The 14271-nt window shown below is 37.2% G+C and carries 20 protein-coding genes; 12 read left to right on the top strand and 8 right to left on the bottom strand.

Features of this window, described 5'->3' with window-relative positions; all coding sequences use genetic code 11:
* The first annotated feature begins 246 nt into the window (after positions 1-246).
* From MKX14_RS03605 to MKX14_RS03570, 8 genes are all read left to right on the top strand, one after another.
* On the top strand, positions 247-1251 hold the full coding sequence (locus tag MKX14_RS03605) for an adenosine kinase (RefSeq protein ID WP_133480716.1): 1005 nt from the start codon (positions 247-249) through the stop codon (positions 1249-1251).
* 16 nt (positions 1252-1267) lie between these two features.
* Entirely contained in the window at positions 1268-1576 is a 309-nt protein-coding gene (locus tag MKX14_RS03600) for a Rieske (2Fe-2S) protein (protein WP_002121079.1), read from the top strand.
* Positions 1577-1601: 25 nt separating this feature from the next.
* The gene (locus MKX14_RS03595) at positions 1602-2210 is read left to right on the top strand and encodes an OB-fold-containig protein (protein WP_240281773.1); all 609 of its coding nucleotides are present in this window, start codon (positions 1602-1604) and stop codon (positions 2208-2210) included.
* 378 nt (positions 2211-2588) lie between these two features.
* Entirely contained in the window at positions 2589-2783 is a 195-nt protein-coding gene (gene cydP, locus MKX14_RS03590; RefSeq protein ID WP_005073962.1) for a cytochrome oxidase putative small subunit CydP, read from the top strand.
* Positions 2783-4369, top strand: coding sequence for a cytochrome ubiquinol oxidase subunit I (gene cydA / locus MKX14_RS03585; protein ID WP_240281772.1), 1587 nt, complete (start codon positions 2783-2785; stop codon positions 4367-4369). Before cydP ends, cydA begins: the two co-directional genes overlap by 1 nt.
* On the top strand, positions 4366-5511 hold the full coding sequence (gene cydB / locus MKX14_RS03580; RefSeq protein ID WP_240281771.1) for a cytochrome d ubiquinol oxidase subunit II: 1146 nt from the start codon (positions 4366-4368) through the stop codon (positions 5509-5511). The genes cydA and cydB overlap by 4 nt, the downstream gene beginning before the upstream one ends.
* Positions 5512-5521: 10 nt before the next feature.
* The gene (cydX, locus tag MKX14_RS03575) at positions 5522-5623 is read left to right on the top strand and encodes a cytochrome bd-I oxidase subunit CydX (RefSeq protein ID WP_002120988.1); all 102 of its coding nucleotides are present in this window, start codon (positions 5522-5524) and stop codon (positions 5621-5623) included.
* Positions 5624-5923, top strand: coding sequence for a cyd operon YbgE family protein (locus MKX14_RS03570; RefSeq protein ID WP_004791954.1), 300 nt, complete (start codon positions 5624-5626; stop codon positions 5921-5923).
* Positions 5924-5935: 12 nt separating this feature from the next.
* Here the strand turns inward: MKX14_RS03570 and MKX14_RS03565 are convergent, their stop codons facing one another.
* The 6 genes from MKX14_RS03565 to MKX14_RS03540 form a co-directional block, all read right to left on the bottom strand.
* Complete coding sequence (locus MKX14_RS03565) at positions 5936-6460, bottom strand: GNAT family N-acetyltransferase (protein ID WP_046812747.1); 525 nt, start codon at positions 6458-6460, stop codon at positions 5936-5938.
* Between the two features lie 78 nt (positions 6461-6538).
* A complete protein-coding gene (locus MKX14_RS03560) occupies positions 6539-7210 on the bottom strand; it encodes a YccT family protein (RefSeq protein WP_064784795.1) in 672 nt (223 codons plus the stop codon).
* Between the two features lie 221 nt (positions 7211-7431).
* Complete coding sequence (locus MKX14_RS03555; protein ID WP_002121011.1) at positions 7432-8028, bottom strand: nitroreductase family protein; 597 nt, start codon at positions 8026-8028, stop codon at positions 7432-7434.
* A gap of 189 nt (positions 8029-8217) precedes the next feature.
* On the bottom strand, positions 8218-9330 hold the full coding sequence (gene ftsY / locus MKX14_RS03550) for a signal recognition particle-docking protein FtsY (RefSeq protein ID WP_240281770.1): 1113 nt from the start codon (positions 9328-9330) through the stop codon (positions 8218-8220).
* A gap of 120 nt (positions 9331-9450) precedes the next feature.
* The gene (locus MKX14_RS03545; RefSeq protein WP_002120920.1) at positions 9451-9777 is read right to left on the bottom strand and encodes a hypothetical protein; all 327 of its coding nucleotides are present in this window, start codon (positions 9775-9777) and stop codon (positions 9451-9453) included.
* Between the two features lie 99 nt (positions 9778-9876).
* Complete coding sequence (locus MKX14_RS03540) at positions 9877-10236, bottom strand: hypothetical protein (protein ID WP_002120892.1); 360 nt, start codon at positions 10234-10236, stop codon at positions 9877-9879.
* Between the two features lie 216 nt (positions 10237-10452).
* On the opposite strand from MKX14_RS03540, the gene MKX14_RS03535 reads away from it, so the two are divergent.
* The 3 genes from MKX14_RS03535 (at position 10453) to MKX14_RS03525 (ending at position 11948) form a co-directional block, all read left to right on the top strand.
* Positions 10453-10686, top strand: coding sequence for a hypothetical protein (locus MKX14_RS03535; protein ID WP_002121063.1), 234 nt, complete (start codon positions 10453-10455; stop codon positions 10684-10686).
* Positions 10687-10997: 311 nt separating this feature from the next.
* Positions 10998-11372, top strand: a complete 375-nt coding sequence (locus MKX14_RS03530) for a DUF2750 domain-containing protein (RefSeq protein WP_005802084.1) — start codon at positions 10998-11000, stop codon at positions 11370-11372.
* 144 nt (positions 11373-11516) lie between these two features.
* Positions 11517-11948: a CBS domain-containing protein gene (locus tag MKX14_RS03525; RefSeq protein WP_002121094.1), complete on the top strand. Its 432-nt coding sequence runs from the start codon at positions 11517-11519 to the stop codon at positions 11946-11948.
* 55 nt (positions 11949-12003) lie between these two features.
* Here the strand turns inward: MKX14_RS03525 and argD are convergent, their stop codons facing one another.
* Positions 12004-13212: an aspartate aminotransferase family protein gene (argD, locus tag MKX14_RS03520; protein WP_019767696.1), complete on the bottom strand. Its 1209-nt coding sequence runs from the start codon at positions 13210-13212 to the stop codon at positions 12004-12006.
* A gap of 227 nt (positions 13213-13439) precedes the next feature.
* Here argD and grxD point away from each other — a divergent pair, with 227 nt between their 5' ends.
* The gene (grxD, locus tag MKX14_RS03515; protein ID WP_002120913.1) at positions 13440-13781 is read left to right on the top strand and encodes a Grx4 family monothiol glutaredoxin; all 342 of its coding nucleotides are present in this window, start codon (positions 13440-13442) and stop codon (positions 13779-13781) included.
* A 47-nt stretch (positions 13782-13828) separates the two neighbouring features.
* On the opposite strand, the gene MKX14_RS03510 is transcribed toward grxD, so the two are convergent.
* Positions 13829-14152, bottom strand: coding sequence for a hypothetical protein (locus tag MKX14_RS03510; RefSeq protein WP_240281769.1), 324 nt, complete (start codon positions 14150-14152; stop codon positions 13829-13831).
* Positions 14153-14271: the final 119 nt, after the last annotated feature.

Genomic DNA, 14271 nt, shown 5'->3' with positions numbered 1-14271 from the left:
GCACATAGCCATGAATGTTTTATCCTAACAGAACAAAAGCTTTTAATTCTATGTATATGATAGACATTGAATAAAAAAGCTGATCAATTTTATTTCAACGAGCTATTTTCGAATCTAGAGAATATTTACACAACAATATTTTTCCACTAATTTTTGATTTAACTGAATTTTATTCAACAAACTACAGCAAATCCAAGCAATGGTGTAAACTTAGCAACCTGATTTTTTTATTTTGTGACAACACATATGGCAACTGTAGATCTTTTTGCAATTGGTAATGCATTAATCGACCAAGAATTTAAAGTGTCTGATGATTTTCTTAGTCAACAAGGTTTGCAAAAAGGCACCATGCAGTTGTCCGATGGCGACACTCAGTCTGCTCTTTATGCAGAGTTAAAACAGCATCAAGATTATAAAGGTCAAGCAAGTGGTGGTTCTGCTGCGAATACGACTGTAGCCTTTAGTGCATTAGGTGGAACTGCTTTTTATGGTTGCCGCGTTGGTAACGATGATTTAGGTTCAATTTATCTGCAAGGTTTAAATGAAGCTGGCATCCAAACCACTCCAAAATCAATCAGTGAAGGCGTGACAGGTACCTGCATGGTACTCATTAGCCCTGACTCTGAACGTACAATGCATACTTATTTGGGCATCACAGCTGAACTTTCTAAAGATCAAATCGACTTTGAACCGTTAAAAACAGCAAAATGGCTTTATATTGAAGGTTATCTTTCTACAAGTGAAACAGCGCGCAAAGCTGTAAAGCAAGCCAGAGAAATTGCAAAAGCAAATGGCGTTAAGATTGCTTTATCTCTTTCAGATCCTGCCATGGTGCAATACGCTCGCGAAGGCTTAGAAGAGCTCATGGATGATGGCGTAGATTTACTATTTTGTAATGAACAAGAAGCCTTAATGTATACAGATACAGCAACTGTTGAAGATGCTCTTGCTCAATTACGTTTTAAAAATCATACAGTAGTCATTACACAAAGTGCTAAAGGTGCTTTAGTTTCTAACTCTACTCAACATTTCCATGTGGCAGGCCGTCATGTAGAAGCCGTTGATACCAATGGTGCGGGTGATGCATTTGCAGGCGCATTCCTATACGCCCTAAACCATCATCAAGATTTGAATGCTGCTGCACAGTTGGCTGTCTTGATTTCTAGTGAGGTTGTTTCTCAGTTTGGCCCACGTTTAGCAATTAATGATTATGCTAAACTTCTTGAAAATTTTCAGAAGGAATGTGCTTGAAATGGAAAGGATCTGTATGACGGAAGAAGTTCCTGAGCGTGAAGCTAGAGCTTTTGACACTTTACAAGGAACGACTATTTTCATTACGCAACGTGATGGCGCATTCTATGCTTATCAAAACTTATGCCCTCACTTGCAAACAGAGCTTGAATATTTAGAAAATCAATTTCTTGATCAAGACCAAGAATATATTCAATGTTCTACCCATGGTGCTTTATTTACCGTGGAAACAGGCGAATGTATCTCAGGACCATGTTTAGGTGATTTTTTAAATAAAGTTGAGATTAAAGTACATTCAGATGGCGGTATCTATATCGTAGACTGAAGCGATCAACATTAGAGTTTCTGCCATGGCTGATTTCTTTTTCAATTATTATCTTATGCCATTTCACTTAAGTGTAGTGGCTTTGATATTACTCAGCGTGGTAGAAACCATTGGTATGTATATTGGACTTCGTCCAAGTCAATTACTCAAAAAAATTGCGCCTGTTTGGCTTTCTAACTCACCCCTACTTAACGTTAAATTTTCTAAAGCTTTAATTTTCGTTTTTTTACTTATCAATTTTAGTTTTGCGGGTTATTTTTTACAGCTCTCTTTCTTTGCAATCCAGCATTATTTTATTTCACCATTTTATTTAATCGTTCCAGCTCTTGTTATCGCAATCTTTTTTACTGTATTCATGATTCACTGCCTTGACCAAGTAATTAAACCAAAGCTTACTCATACAAACTATAATCTTTTAGGACGATTAGCGACGGTTTCCAGTGATAATGCTAGACCTGGATTTTCTGCCCAAGCGCGAGTGCGTGATGAATTCGGCCAGCTTCATTACGTTCAAGTCGAACCAGAATACGGCGAACTCGAATTATACTCTCAAGTTATCCTTGTAAGAGTGCATAAAAGCCATTATGTAGCCAAGAAAATTTCTGTATCAAACGATCTTTTCGCCCCCGATTAAATTCTCACTACTATTCTATTTACTTACTGCTTTTTGCAGGCTTCATTACGCCTATATTTTATTATTCTCTTTTTAATTAATTATTTATTATTCCAACCATTTTAGTTTGAAATAAAGTTAATAAATATTATATACAACTATTTTAGTTGGTATTAAATAAAAACAAACTGTTTTAATAAACTTTATATTTTTATTTACAAGTGTTTTAGTAGGAATTAATAATTAATTCAAACTATTTTAGTATGATATTTATTTTAAAATAATAAGCCATTGTTTTACATAAACTAATTATTTAAATATTCATTTTAAATATATTTAATGTTTATTTTTATTATATTTTGATTAATAATAAAATTATTATCAAATGAGGTTTAATTTATGAGCCTTAATTTTAAAAATCTTAATGGTCGTTTAGTTAAAGAAATCACTATTATTCTAATAATAAAAATAGTGCTTCTCTTAACGATCAAACATATTTGGTTTGATGCTCCCACCATCCCCAAAAATTTTGACAATCAGGTCGCCGAGCATATTGCCGGCGATAACATTTCCCATATTAAGGAGACACGTTGATGATTTCTGAAAGCGTGGTTGATCTTTCGCGGTTTCAATTTGCGATGACCGCAATGTATCACTTTCTTTTCGTCCCTTTAACTCTAGGTTTGGCATTTATCCTTGCCATCATGGAAACCACTTATGTCATTTCCGGTAAAGAAATTTACAAGGATATGACTAAATTTTGGGGAAAGTTATTTGGTATTAACTTTGCTTTAGGGGTAACAACTGGTTTAACCATGGAGTTCCAATTTGGAACAAACTGGGCTTATTACTCACACTATGTAGGTGATATTTTTGGTGCTCCGTTAGCAATTGAAGGCCTAATGGCATTCTTTCTTGAGTCTACATTTATTGGTTTATTTTTCTTCGGCTGGGATCGTTTAAGTAAGGTTCAGCATCTAGGTGTAACATGGTTAGTCGCTCTCGGATCCAACATGTCAGCGCTTTGGATTTTAGTGGCGAATGGTTGGATGCAAAACCCTGTAGGTGCTGCATTTAACTTCGAAACAATGCGTATGGAATTAGTTGATTTCAGCGCGCTTATCTTTAACCCTGTAGCTCAGGTGAAATTCGTCCACACTGTATCTGCGGGTTATGTAACTGGTGCGATTTTTGTACTCGCCATCTCAAGCTATTATTTACTTAAAAAACGTGATCTTCCTTTCGCACGCCGCTCATTCGCAATTGCTGCCATTTTCGGCCTTGCATCTACACTTTCTGTGATTTTGTTAGGTGATGAATCTGGCTATGAGCTCGGTGATGTTCAAAAAACTAAACTCGCTGCGATCGAAGCCGAATGGGATACTCATCCTGCTCCTGCTCCATTTACTTTGTTTGGTATACCAAACCATGAAGAGATGCGGACAGATTACGCAGTTAAAATTCCATATGCATTGGGTTTAATTGCAACTCGTTCAATAACCAAAGAAGTTACTGGTCTTAAAGACCTTATGCAGCAGCATGAAGTCCGTATTCGTAACGGTATGCTTGCCTATGCTGAACTTGAAAAATTACGTGCAGGCGATCGCTCACCAGAGTTATTAGCGTCTTTTGAAAAAAATCAAAAAGATCTAGGTTATGGTCTACTTCTTAAGAAATATGCACCCAATGTAGTTGATGCAAGCGAGCAAAATATTAAAGCTGCTGTAAAAGATACTGTTCCAAATGTTACAGCGCTATTTTTCTCTTTCCGCGCAATGGTTGCCTCTGGCTTCTTAATGCTATTACTTTTCATTTTAGCGACTTGGGCTGTAGCAAAAAGAAATGCTGAAAACAAACCTTGGTTACTTAAATACGCATTGTTTGCACTGCCACTTCCTTGGATTGCTGCACAAACTGGTTGGTATGTAGCTGAAGGCGGTCGTCAACCATGGTCAATTGGTGAAATTTTACCGACCCATCTCTCTACTTCTAGCTTAAGTACTGGTGATGTATGGGGTTCGATTATTGCCCTAGCAGCGTTCTACACTGCTCTTTTGATTATTGAAATGTATTTAATGATCAAATTTGCTCGCTTAGGACCAAGCTCTCTACACACTGGCAAATATCATTTTGAAAAGCAAGAACCGAAAGCAGCGGTTAATGGGGAGGCCTTATCATGATTGAATATGAATTATTGAAAATCATTTGGTGGGTGTTAGTTGGCGTACTTCTGATCGGCTTCGCTCTGACTGATGGCTTTGATATGGGGTCTATGGCTCTCATGCCTTTCGTTGGAAAAACCGATAGTGAGCGCCGTGCTGCAATCAACACGATTGCCCCACACTGGGATGGTAATCAGGTGTGGTTTATTACAGCGGGTGGTGCACTATTTGCTGCATGGCCAATGGTTTACTCAGTCGCTTTCTCAGGCATGTACTGGGCACTCTTGTTAGTTCTATTTGCCCTTTTCCTAAGGCCAGTAGGTTTCGATTATCGCTCTAAACTTGAAAATACCAAATGGCGTAATTCGTGGGACTGGGGTCTATGCATCGGTGGTGCTGTTCCAGCGCTTGTGTTTGGTGTGGCCTTCGGTAATTTGTTTTTAGGTATTCCTTTCAGTTTAGATAGCACTTTACGCTCTGAATATACAGGCAGCTTTTTTGCCCTTCTTAATCCCTTTGCTTTAGTTTGCGGTGTGGTAAGTCTGTCTATGCTGTGTGCACATGGCGGTGCATGGCTCATGCTACGTACTGATGAAGCTTTAAAGCAACGCTCTGCTAAAGCTACTCAAATTATGGCAATTATCTTTTTAATTTGTTTCCTTGTAATTGGAGCATGGCTGTATTTCGGGCAAGTGCCAGGTTATAGCTATGCTGTTGCTATAGATCCAAATGCTGCGCTCAACCCTTTAGCTAAAGAGGTGATCACCAATAGCAATCCAGGTTGGATGAACAATTACAGCACCTATCCAATTACTAAAGTTGCCCCTGTTCTTGCCATCTTAGGCGCAATCATTGCAATTGTTGCATCTTCAAAAGCAAAAGCGGGCTTAAGTTTTACTGGTACAAGTTTAATGATTGTAGGAGCAATTTTAACTGCCGGTTTTGCCCTATTCCCATTCCTACTTCCATCTAGTATCAATCCTAACTCTAGCTTGACAATGTGGGATGCTGTATCAAGTCACCTTACTTTAGGCGTTATGACGGTTGCTGCCTGCATTTTTGTTCCTCTTATTTTGATCTATACCAGTTGGTCTTATTACAAAATGTGGGGAGTCATCACTAACAAACATATCGAGTCAAACTCGCATAGCTTGTATTAAGGAGAAGACTATGTGGTATTTCGCATGGATCCTAGGCATTTTGATGGCATGTTTTGCGGGTGTACTCAGCGCGCTTTATATCGAACATCATCAAGATTTAGATGAGGAATAAATGATGGCAAAAGCAATGACAGCATCAAATCATCGAAAAGCTCAAGCATTTGCAATGGCCCTTTCTTTTCTGTTGGCATTGCCCCTTGCTGCAATTTTGTTGGTTTATCCTTCACTCATGCTAGATGCTAATGGACACTACAATCATAGCCAGCTTATGCTGGTCATGATTGGTATTTCTGGTGGATTTATTTACGGAGTGGGTTTCGTACCCAACTTCTGGTTATGGAAATGGCTATTTAGCCCATGGGTAGCTTGGCCTCTCATGCTTTTAGGTTATTACATCTGGTTTCTAACCTAAATCAAAAAGACCTCATCTGAGGTCTTTTTTCATTTCAACCAATTTAATAGGGACCCTTGGCACCCCTACATTTGCTTCAACCGGATATGGCTGCTTATTACCCGTTTTAATATATCCACGTCTTTCATAATAAGCGATTAATTCAAAACGGACATCTAGCACATACATTACGGCGCTGGTCAGATGGGGATTTTTTTTCAATGCATATTGCTCTGCATATTCTAAAACAGATCGACCCACTCGCATATTTTGAACTTGAGGATCAGTACAAAATGTTCCAATCTCAACCTGATTATTTTCAAATGTAAGCCCAATACAAGCAATAAGCCTAGAAGCAGAAGTTTCCGCTACCACTAATGTTGAATCCCTAAGTTGTAGTTGTTCTTCTAATTGATGCTCTGTAATACGTCGCCCTTCTACCCACTCTAGCTCTGTTGTCCAACTTCTATCTTGTTGTTCTCGATAGGACTTATTAATTAAAGCTACCAGTTGTGGAATATCAGAAAATTGAGCTAAACGGAAATTTAAATTATTCATAAAATATACTTAGGCTATTTGTAAAAATTCTAAAAATAAAGCCGATATTAAATCGGCTTTATTTTAAATAGCAATTAATTAATTTGATTGTTCAGCTAACCATGCCATAAATTTTTGACGCTCAGCTTTAGAAGCTTTCTGCCAGGTTTCAACTAAACGTTGATCATTCGTTTGTGCTACGCCTGTTACAGGCATAGATGTTGGAGCTGGTACAGCCACCTGAGCAGAAGTAGGTTTAGCAGAGGCATACACTGCTTCAGGCTGCGATTTAGATGATTTAGTCGTAAAGTCAGTGACTTTACCCAACAAGCCAGTTGCAAACCATGGTTTTGCCTCATTGTTTGCACCAGTTTGTTGTACGATTAATTCATTATTTGCGCTGTACAAAGCCACCGTTGGTTGCTCAGCATATTTCTTCGCTTGTTCAAATTGCTTTGGTGCATCTACCATTCTGAGCTTATAAGTTTGCCCATCTTTGAGTGCTGGAGTTTGAATTGTGACTACTCCTGATTTAACAATGTCATGCTCCCCGCTTAAATGTTCAAAGTATTCTTGGTAGCGCACACTTAAACTTGTTTCACCAGCATCAACTTTATAATTATTTTTAGATGAACGAAATAACCCAGAGTTGACTTCCTGACCATTCACCGCAAGGATTACAATTTCCTCTGGTGCTGTAATTGTAACTGCTGAAAATACCGAACCGCTTAGTAATAAACCAATTGCAGCAACACCTAATCTTAAAGTCATCTGTCTCTTTCTCTGTGTTTGATAAGCTATTAAATCATGAGCAATATGCAATATGATTGTGACTATTTTATGACAAAGCAGTTATCGACTAATTTCTTGATTTATTATTTTGAAATATGCATTTGAATTTCATAAATTTTCGTTTTATGTATTCTTCCTATTCATTCTAAAAACATAAAAAAAGCACCTAAAATAGGTGCTTTTTTTTAATTTCAATTAAATTAATTGAAAGTTTTGAAACGATCAGCATCATTAATAAATGCTTTTTCACCTGCTGGTGCTTCAACCGAACCAAATACTAATTGAGCACGTAATTTCCAAGTTGCAGGAACATCAAATGCTTCAGCTGCGTCTGCATCGACAATTGGGTTATAGTGCTGTAAAGATGCACCTAAACCAAGCTCTGAAAGCGCAGTCCAAGTTGCAAATTGAGCAATTGCACTTGAGTGTTCAGACCATACTGGGAAATTATCTGCATATAGTTCGAATTGCTCTTGTAAGCTTTTAACAACAGCTTGGTCTTCATAAAATAAAACCGTACCAACACCAGCTACAAAGCTATCAATTTTTGCATTTGTACCAGCAAAAGCTTCTGCAGGAACAATTTTACGCAACGCTTCACGAACTAAATTCCAGAATTTAGCATGAGATTCACCGTATAGTGTCACTACACGTGAAGATTGTGAGTTAAAAGCTGAAGGACTATGTTTAACTGCTTCACGGATAGTTTCTTCAATTTTAGTGCGATCTAATGCAACGTTTTTACCAATTGCATAAATTGTACGACGGTTTTTAATTTTATCTAAGAAAGTAGACATTTTGTTATTTCCTACCTATTGATTTGACCAAGGGTCGTTGTTTGGGAATGAGTACAGTGTATTAAAGTCATTTTTCATAATCAGCATTAAAAATATGACAGTTCGTTTTATTTTCGCAACAATAATAAAAGATATACATATAAAAAAAGCTTCACGATTTAGTGAAGCTTTTTAGGGTTACCAAGCAATTTACTTATCAGTTTCAAACAGCGCAGCAACAAAAGATTTAGCCGAGAATGGTCTTAAATCATCAATTTTTTCACCTACACCAATAAAACGGATTGGCACATGGGTGCGGCTTGCAATATTAAAGAGTACACCACCTTTAGCTGTTCCATCCAACTTGGTAATGGTAATACCCGTTAAACCTACAGCTTGATCAAACTCTTGTACTTGGTTAATCGCGTTTTGACCTGTTCCTGCATCTACTACCAACATAATTTCATGAGGTGCAGTTGCATCAATTTTTTGCATAACACGTTTAACTTTTTTGAGCTCTTCCATCAAGTTACTCTTATTATGTAAACGACCTGCCGTATCCGCAATTAATACGTCAATTCCTTTAGCACGAGCACTTTCAAAGGCATCAAAAATAACAGAAGCACTATCAGCTCCATGACCTTGCGCTACTACAGAGATATCGTTACGTTCACCCCAGATCTGTAATTGCTCAGTTGCTGCGGCGCGGAATGTATCACCAGCAGCCAACATCACTTTTTTACCTTCACCTTGTAAACGTTTAGCCAATTTACCAATAGTTGTAGTTTTACCTACTCCATTTACCCCAACCATCAAAATCACATACGGTGATTTATTAGGGTCAATATGTAATGGCTTAACACGTGGAGTCAACAAAGCAACTAACTCTTCTTGTAACGCTTTATATAAAGAGTGGGAATAGATCAAATCACCACGAGCTGTACGCTCTGTTAAATTGGTAATGATGGTTTTAGTTGCTTCAACACCAATGTCTGCAACCAATAATTGCTCTTCGACTTCTTCAAGTAACTCATCGTCAATTTCCTTTCCACCAATCAAGATATTGACCATACCATCAGCGAAATTACGACGAGTTTTGGTTAAGCCTTCTTTCATCCGGCCAAAAAAACCAGTTTTTGGTTGTTCAGCCGCTGTTTCTGTAGAAGCTACTTCGTCTTTGGCTACTTCAATATTTTCTTGTGATTTAGCAGGAGATTCAACGATGGGAACATCGATAGCAGGTAAATTAGGTAATGTGACATCGTCATCACCGATCTCAGCATCTATCAAGAATTTATTTTGCATATTCGATTGTTGCTCCATGCGGATTCCTTGAAAAGCAGCGCGTTTAAAAAGATAAAGTTTAGCATAAATTCTAAATTTTGCCTGCCACAATAGTGCTCAAAAAGCTTTGGAAACCAAGATTTAGCCTGATTAACCCATTTACTGAGTATCTTCCTGAGCAAGTGCTGGATATTGTCTAATATGAGCACCTTCAAATTGATATGCATGCATTAACTTTAAATACTCTGCTCTATGAATTTCTGATTGAGCTATTAGCAGCTCAGCCATATCCTGAGTTTTAGGATAAGTAGCCTGATGAGAGAGTTGTATAATTCGTTGATATTGTTCCGGACTAATAGGCCGAAGTAATGCTAAATATGACAGCACAAAAATACAGCCAATGACAATAACCACAAATAGGTTAAAACATTGATCAACTTTTAACTCAGACTTTAATTTAAGAAAATTTTGTTTGAATATGAGCATGACCTACCTCGAATTAGTGTAGTGTAGGGTTCAATACTCATAAGCACAAGATCAAACATCCAGTAAGGCCAAGAATCGTACCTTACTGGATAATAATACTTAGCTTATTAGTGAACGAATGACGGAAAAGTATAAAATTGCTGCAATAATCACCAAGACTAAAAACATCGCAAAAATACTTAACCCTTCTTCAGCATCGGCTGGATGCAATTCGTCTTCGTCGGCAATTTTTCTCAGTTCACCATCATAAACTTGATAAAACCAGTTTTTTTGTGCAGGTTCCAAATGCCGTGCAAAGTCAAATACTCTTTTGCGCTGAGCAAGACAATAATCCCCTAAATGGATCTCTTGATGAAAGATCGCTTCATCTAATAGTTTACGATGATAATGGGCTAGTTCTATGATTTGTTCCTCTCTAGGTGGAGTATCAAAAACAAAGCCATCGATAGTATTTGTCATATTTTATTCTCCTTGTCTTTTATTCTCATATTGATTTTACTCAAAATTATTTGTGAATAATGTTTAATCATGTATCCTAATAGTGAATTAACTGGTATGCACCAATAGTTGACAAATCCATTAATTTGTAATATTAGTTTAATAATTCTAAGTTAAATTAATTTAAAGGCAGTGGCCTTTAGAAAAAGTAATCATAATTACAATAAGGAGTTTTCTATGATTCAACGTATCTCTCATCATGATTTAGAACATGTGTACGCAACTGCAGTAAACACAATTCACTCTCAAATGAATTTTCAGGATGCAGTTGCACAGTTAGAAGAAGTTGCTCGCGCTGGGCACGGTAAAGCTGCTCTGTTTTTAGCAGAATTGTATTATCAAGGTTTCCGTGTTGAACGTGACTCACTTAAAGCACAATATTGGCAAAAGTTAGCCACAATGCAAGCATAAAGAAACGTCACTTAGGTGGCGTTTTTTTTACGTCTGGAAATAAGTAAAACTAGCAATTTATCTAAAGCTTTACTTCGCCACTTCAGTCGTGGCTCAGGTGGCGTTTTTTATGCCTGTATAAAAATTTCTCTAAATATAATTCACTACGGACTTGGTTTGTATCAAGTTACACCACAGGCTTTAGCCGCTTTAAGTAAAGGACATGAATTTCACAGTTGGAATATTTGTTTACGATTTGATACCTGTTTAAACTGAAATGTCATCTGATTTTTTTATAATAAGCAAGACAAGTTAGAACCTTTAAATTCACAATGAAAAGTTTAAGTAATCTACAACCGGTTTCAAGAGACTTGATGATTAAGATTTATATTTTAAGAACCATGATGTATTGCGGGGTTCTTTGGGGATTATTTCATCAAGGATGGGCAATTAAATCAGATCAGGAAGACTTTATTTTTCCTTTTTGGCTTAATGGTTTGCAAGCACATCGCTACGCAAAAGAGCATTGGCCTCATTACAAACCAAGAAGAATTACACCTAAAGATTTCCATGAGTCTTTGCTACCAACTTTAACTCGACTCAACGTTACTCCTGCTCTGTTTAATTCATCTCATAGAAAATTAAAGTTATCTACACAGCAAATGCAGCATTTCTTTTTCAAACATCCGAATTGGCAAGGAGCGTAAAATTTTCTTTAGGTTCTTAATCTCTATTAGAATGCTTTTTGAACGCTTGAGTGTAAAACTTGTATTTGAATGACTATCAAGTCTTTGCATTTTTATAAAATCAAGCTAATTTAAAACAAAATGATAAAACACAGGACAGAAGAAATGACAATCGTTGCACAAGTAATCAAGAACAAAGCAGAGCAAGATATTTTTACAATTTCTCCAGAAGCCACTGTCCTTGAAGCAATTAAGATTATGGCGGATAAAGGAATTGGTGCACTCGTCGTAGCTGAGGGCGAAAAAGTTGTCGGAATTTTATCTGAACGTGACTACACGCGAAAAGTGACGCTTATGGAACGTTCATCATATAGCACTACAGTTGCTGAAATTATGACATCTAAAGTACTTACAGTAAGCCTAAACAATACAGTTGAAGAGTGCTTACAGCTTATGACAGATCGTCACTTACGCCACTTACCTGTATTAGACAATGAAAAACTAGTTGGTTTTATCTCTATTGGCGACTTAGTAAAAGCTGCGATGGAAGATCAGAAAAACCTCATTGAACAATTAAAACAGTACATCTCAGGTTAATTATTTCATATAAAAAATGGGCATATATATGCCCATTTTTTATTGTTGTAAAAACTTAAAGATAGTTATTAATTAAAGTAACTAAACGCTCTAGCAAGTCATCAGCCTGTGCTTGAGTCATGTTAATTGGTGGTAATAAACGCACTACTGAACCAGCTGTAACATTAATAATAAGTTTATGTTGATCTCGAGCTATTGCAACGAGCTCAGCGCAGTCTCTAGGCAATTGAATACCAATCATCATACCAAAGCCACGTACTTGCACATCTTTATGTGCCAACTGCGCACGTAATTGATCAACAATATAACCTCCAACAACTGCCGCATTTTCTACAGCATTCTCTTTTTGGATTGTATCAATTACTGTATAAATCACACGAGAACCTAGCACTGTACCACCATAAGTAGACCCATGGCTACCAGGTCCTAATAAGCCAACAGCTTTACCTTGTGTCATTACAGCACCTACTGGAAAGCCATTACCAAGGCCTTTCGCAGTGGTAAGAACATCGGGCACAATGTTAGTATGCTGATAAGCAAAATACTTACCGGTACGGCCGTTACCTGTTTGAATTTCATCTAGCATCATTAGCCAGTTATGTTGATTACATATGGTGCGGACTTCTTCAAGATAGCTAAAGCCTTGAGGTGCTGTATTAATACCACCCTCACCTTGAATAGGTTCAATCAAAATCGCAACAATATCTGGGTGCTGCAAAGCAGCTTCTTGAATTGCTTCCACATCACCAAATGGCACACGAATAAAATCATTGGTTAAAGGAGCAAAACCATCTTGTACTTTTTTATTACCAGTAGCTGAAAGTGTTGCTAAGGTACGACCATGAAATGATTGCTCTGCCACAATAATCTTTGGGGAGCTTACACCTTGTTGAGTACCAAATTTACGAGCAATTTTAATGGCGCCTTCATTTGACTCAGCGCCACTGTTTGAAAAGAAGATCTCTTCCATTCCCGAAACTTCAGCAAGCTTCTGAGCAGCAGCCGTTTGCCAAGGAATCTCAAATAAGTTACTGGTATGCACAAGTGTTGCAGCTTGTTCAGCAATTGCTTCTGCAATGACTGGATGCGCATGACCTAAACCACATACAGCAATACCAGTTAAAGCATCTAAATACTCTGTACCATCTTCGGTATATAGATATGCCCCTCGGCCTCGTACAAAACTGATCGCTTGGCGACCATAAGTAGCCATTAAATGTGATGGTTGATCAGGTTGTATTGGAGCTAGGGTAATATCATTCATAACGAACTCTGTCTGTATGAGGTTTTAAGAAGGGTTTATATAAGCAAAAACTTGCTCTAATGAAAAGTCTCATCACTCATTTATCTAAAATTTCGTCCGCTTTTTGCTATCGCTTCGGTTTATACAATAAAATATTGAATATTCAATGCAACTTTAAGTAATCAGGTGGTTTGCAAAGCGATGTAAACACCCCCTATAATGCTGCTAGATTAGTTGAGGATCTCTTTATGACTGAACAAGCACGTGATACTGAAGCGTTAATCCGCGATCAAATTGCGAAGCATCCCGTTTTACTTTACATGAAAGGCACTCCACAGTTTCCACAATGTGGTTTCTCTGCACGTGCTGTAGAGGCGCTCAGTCAAATTGGTCGTCCATTTGCATATGTAAATATTTTGGAAAACCCTGATATTCGTGCAACATTACCAAAAATTGCGAACTGGCCTACATTCCCGCAACTTTGGGTAAATGGCGAACTTATTGGCGGTAGCGATATCATGCTCGAAATGTTCCAAAATGGCGAATTAAAACCATTAGTTGAACAATACAGCGCAGCGCCAGAAGCGTAAATAATGAAAAAGCCAATCAATAGATTGGCTTTTTTATATTCTCAATTTTAACGATCACTTACCCCGACGTAGCGAAATAAATTTTCCACACCTAAATCAGATTTTAAAATAATTAGATTTTCATAAGTTGTTGTCGTGAGAGCTTCAAAAATATTCATATTCGGATCTTCGTGCAACTCATCCACATTTTGATCCATACACTCTTCAAATCGATCAGCAATAAATTCAAACCCCAAATCCATAGCAATAAATAAAGTATGTTCACATGGCTGAAGATATTGTTCTTGCGCCCAATCAATTATTGCTTGTTTGCAAAATGGACATTCAATATTCGCAGAAGCATGGTTAAGTTCAATTAATTGATAGTGCATTAGATTTGAAAAGAATAGAAAATTGTAGTGTAAAAGAAATTAATTGAAAGTTCTAGAAAAGGCTAGAACCACTCATCAAAAAACATACAATAAAATTACATTGTAATGACAATATAATT

Origin of the sequence: Acinetobacter pittii, assembly GCF_022449185.1 — a bacterium.
GTDB lineage: Bacteria > Pseudomonadota > Gammaproteobacteria > Pseudomonadales > Moraxellaceae > Acinetobacter > Acinetobacter pittii_I.
This window is presented reverse-complemented; position numbering and strand designations above follow the sequence as displayed.

What these genes read in the sequence shown, in the direction of transcription:
- argD (WP_019767696.1), bottom strand. Translation starts at nt 13,212, where the DNA reads ATGAATGATATTACCCTAGCTCCAATACAACCTGATCAACCATCACAT.
- cydB (WP_240281771.1), top strand. Translation starts at nt 4,366, where the DNA reads ATGATTGAATATGAATTATTGAAAATCATTTGGTGGGTGTTAGTTGGC.
- MKX14_RS03525 (WP_002121094.1), top strand. Translation starts at nt 11,517, where the DNA reads ATGACAATCGTTGCACAAGTAATCAAGAACAAAGCAGAGCAAGATATT.
- MKX14_RS03595 (WP_240281773.1), top strand. Translation starts at nt 1,602, where the DNA reads ATGGCTGATTTCTTTTTCAATTATTATCTTATGCCATTTCACTTAAGT.
- cydX (WP_002120988.1), top strand. Translation starts at nt 5,522, where the DNA reads ATGTGGTATTTCGCATGGATCCTAGGCATTTTGATGGCATGTTTTGCG.
- MKX14_RS03545 (WP_002120920.1), bottom strand. Translation starts at nt 9,777, where the DNA reads ATGCTCATATTCAAACAAAATTTTCTTAAATTAAAGTCTGAGTTAAAA.
- MKX14_RS03555 (WP_002121011.1), bottom strand. Translation starts at nt 8,028, where the DNA reads ATGTCTACTTTCTTAGATAAAATTAAAAACCGTCGTACAATTTATGCA.
- MKX14_RS03565 (WP_046812747.1), bottom strand. Translation starts at nt 6,460, where the DNA reads ATGAATAATTTAAATTTCCGTTTAGCTCAATTTTCTGATATTCCACAA.
- MKX14_RS03535 (WP_002121063.1), top strand. Translation starts at nt 10,453, where the DNA reads ATGATTCAACGTATCTCTCATCATGATTTAGAACATGTGTACGCAACT.
- MKX14_RS03570 (WP_004791954.1), top strand. Translation starts at nt 5,624, where the DNA reads ATGATGGCAAAAGCAATGACAGCATCAAATCATCGAAAAGCTCAAGCA.
- MKX14_RS03600 (WP_002121079.1), top strand. Translation starts at nt 1,268, where the DNA reads ATGACGGAAGAAGTTCCTGAGCGTGAAGCTAGAGCTTTTGACACTTTA.
- MKX14_RS03510 (WP_240281769.1), bottom strand. Translation starts at nt 14,152, where the DNA reads ATGCACTATCAATTAATTGAACTTAACCATGCTTCTGCGAATATTGAA.
- ftsY (WP_240281770.1), bottom strand. Translation starts at nt 9,330, where the DNA reads ATGGAGCAACAATCGAATATGCAAAATAAATTCTTGATAGATGCTGAG.
- MKX14_RS03530 (WP_005802084.1), top strand. Translation starts at nt 10,998, where the DNA reads ATGAAAAGTTTAAGTAATCTACAACCGGTTTCAAGAGACTTGATGATT.
- cydP (WP_005073962.1), top strand. Translation starts at nt 2,589, where the DNA reads ATGAGCCTTAATTTTAAAAATCTTAATGGTCGTTTAGTTAAAGAAATC.
- grxD (WP_002120913.1), top strand. Translation starts at nt 13,440, where the DNA reads ATGACTGAACAAGCACGTGATACTGAAGCGTTAATCCGCGATCAAATT.
- cydA (WP_240281772.1), top strand. Translation starts at nt 2,783, where the DNA reads ATGATTTCTGAAAGCGTGGTTGATCTTTCGCGGTTTCAATTTGCGATG.
- MKX14_RS03605 (WP_133480716.1), top strand. Translation starts at nt 247, where the DNA reads ATGGCAACTGTAGATCTTTTTGCAATTGGTAATGCATTAATCGACCAA.
- MKX14_RS03540 (WP_002120892.1), bottom strand. Translation starts at nt 10,236, where the DNA reads ATGACAAATACTATCGATGGCTTTGTTTTTGATACTCCACCTAGAGAG.
- MKX14_RS03560 (WP_064784795.1), bottom strand. Translation starts at nt 7,210, where the DNA reads ATGACTTTAAGATTAGGTGTTGCTGCAATTGGTTTATTACTAAGCGGT.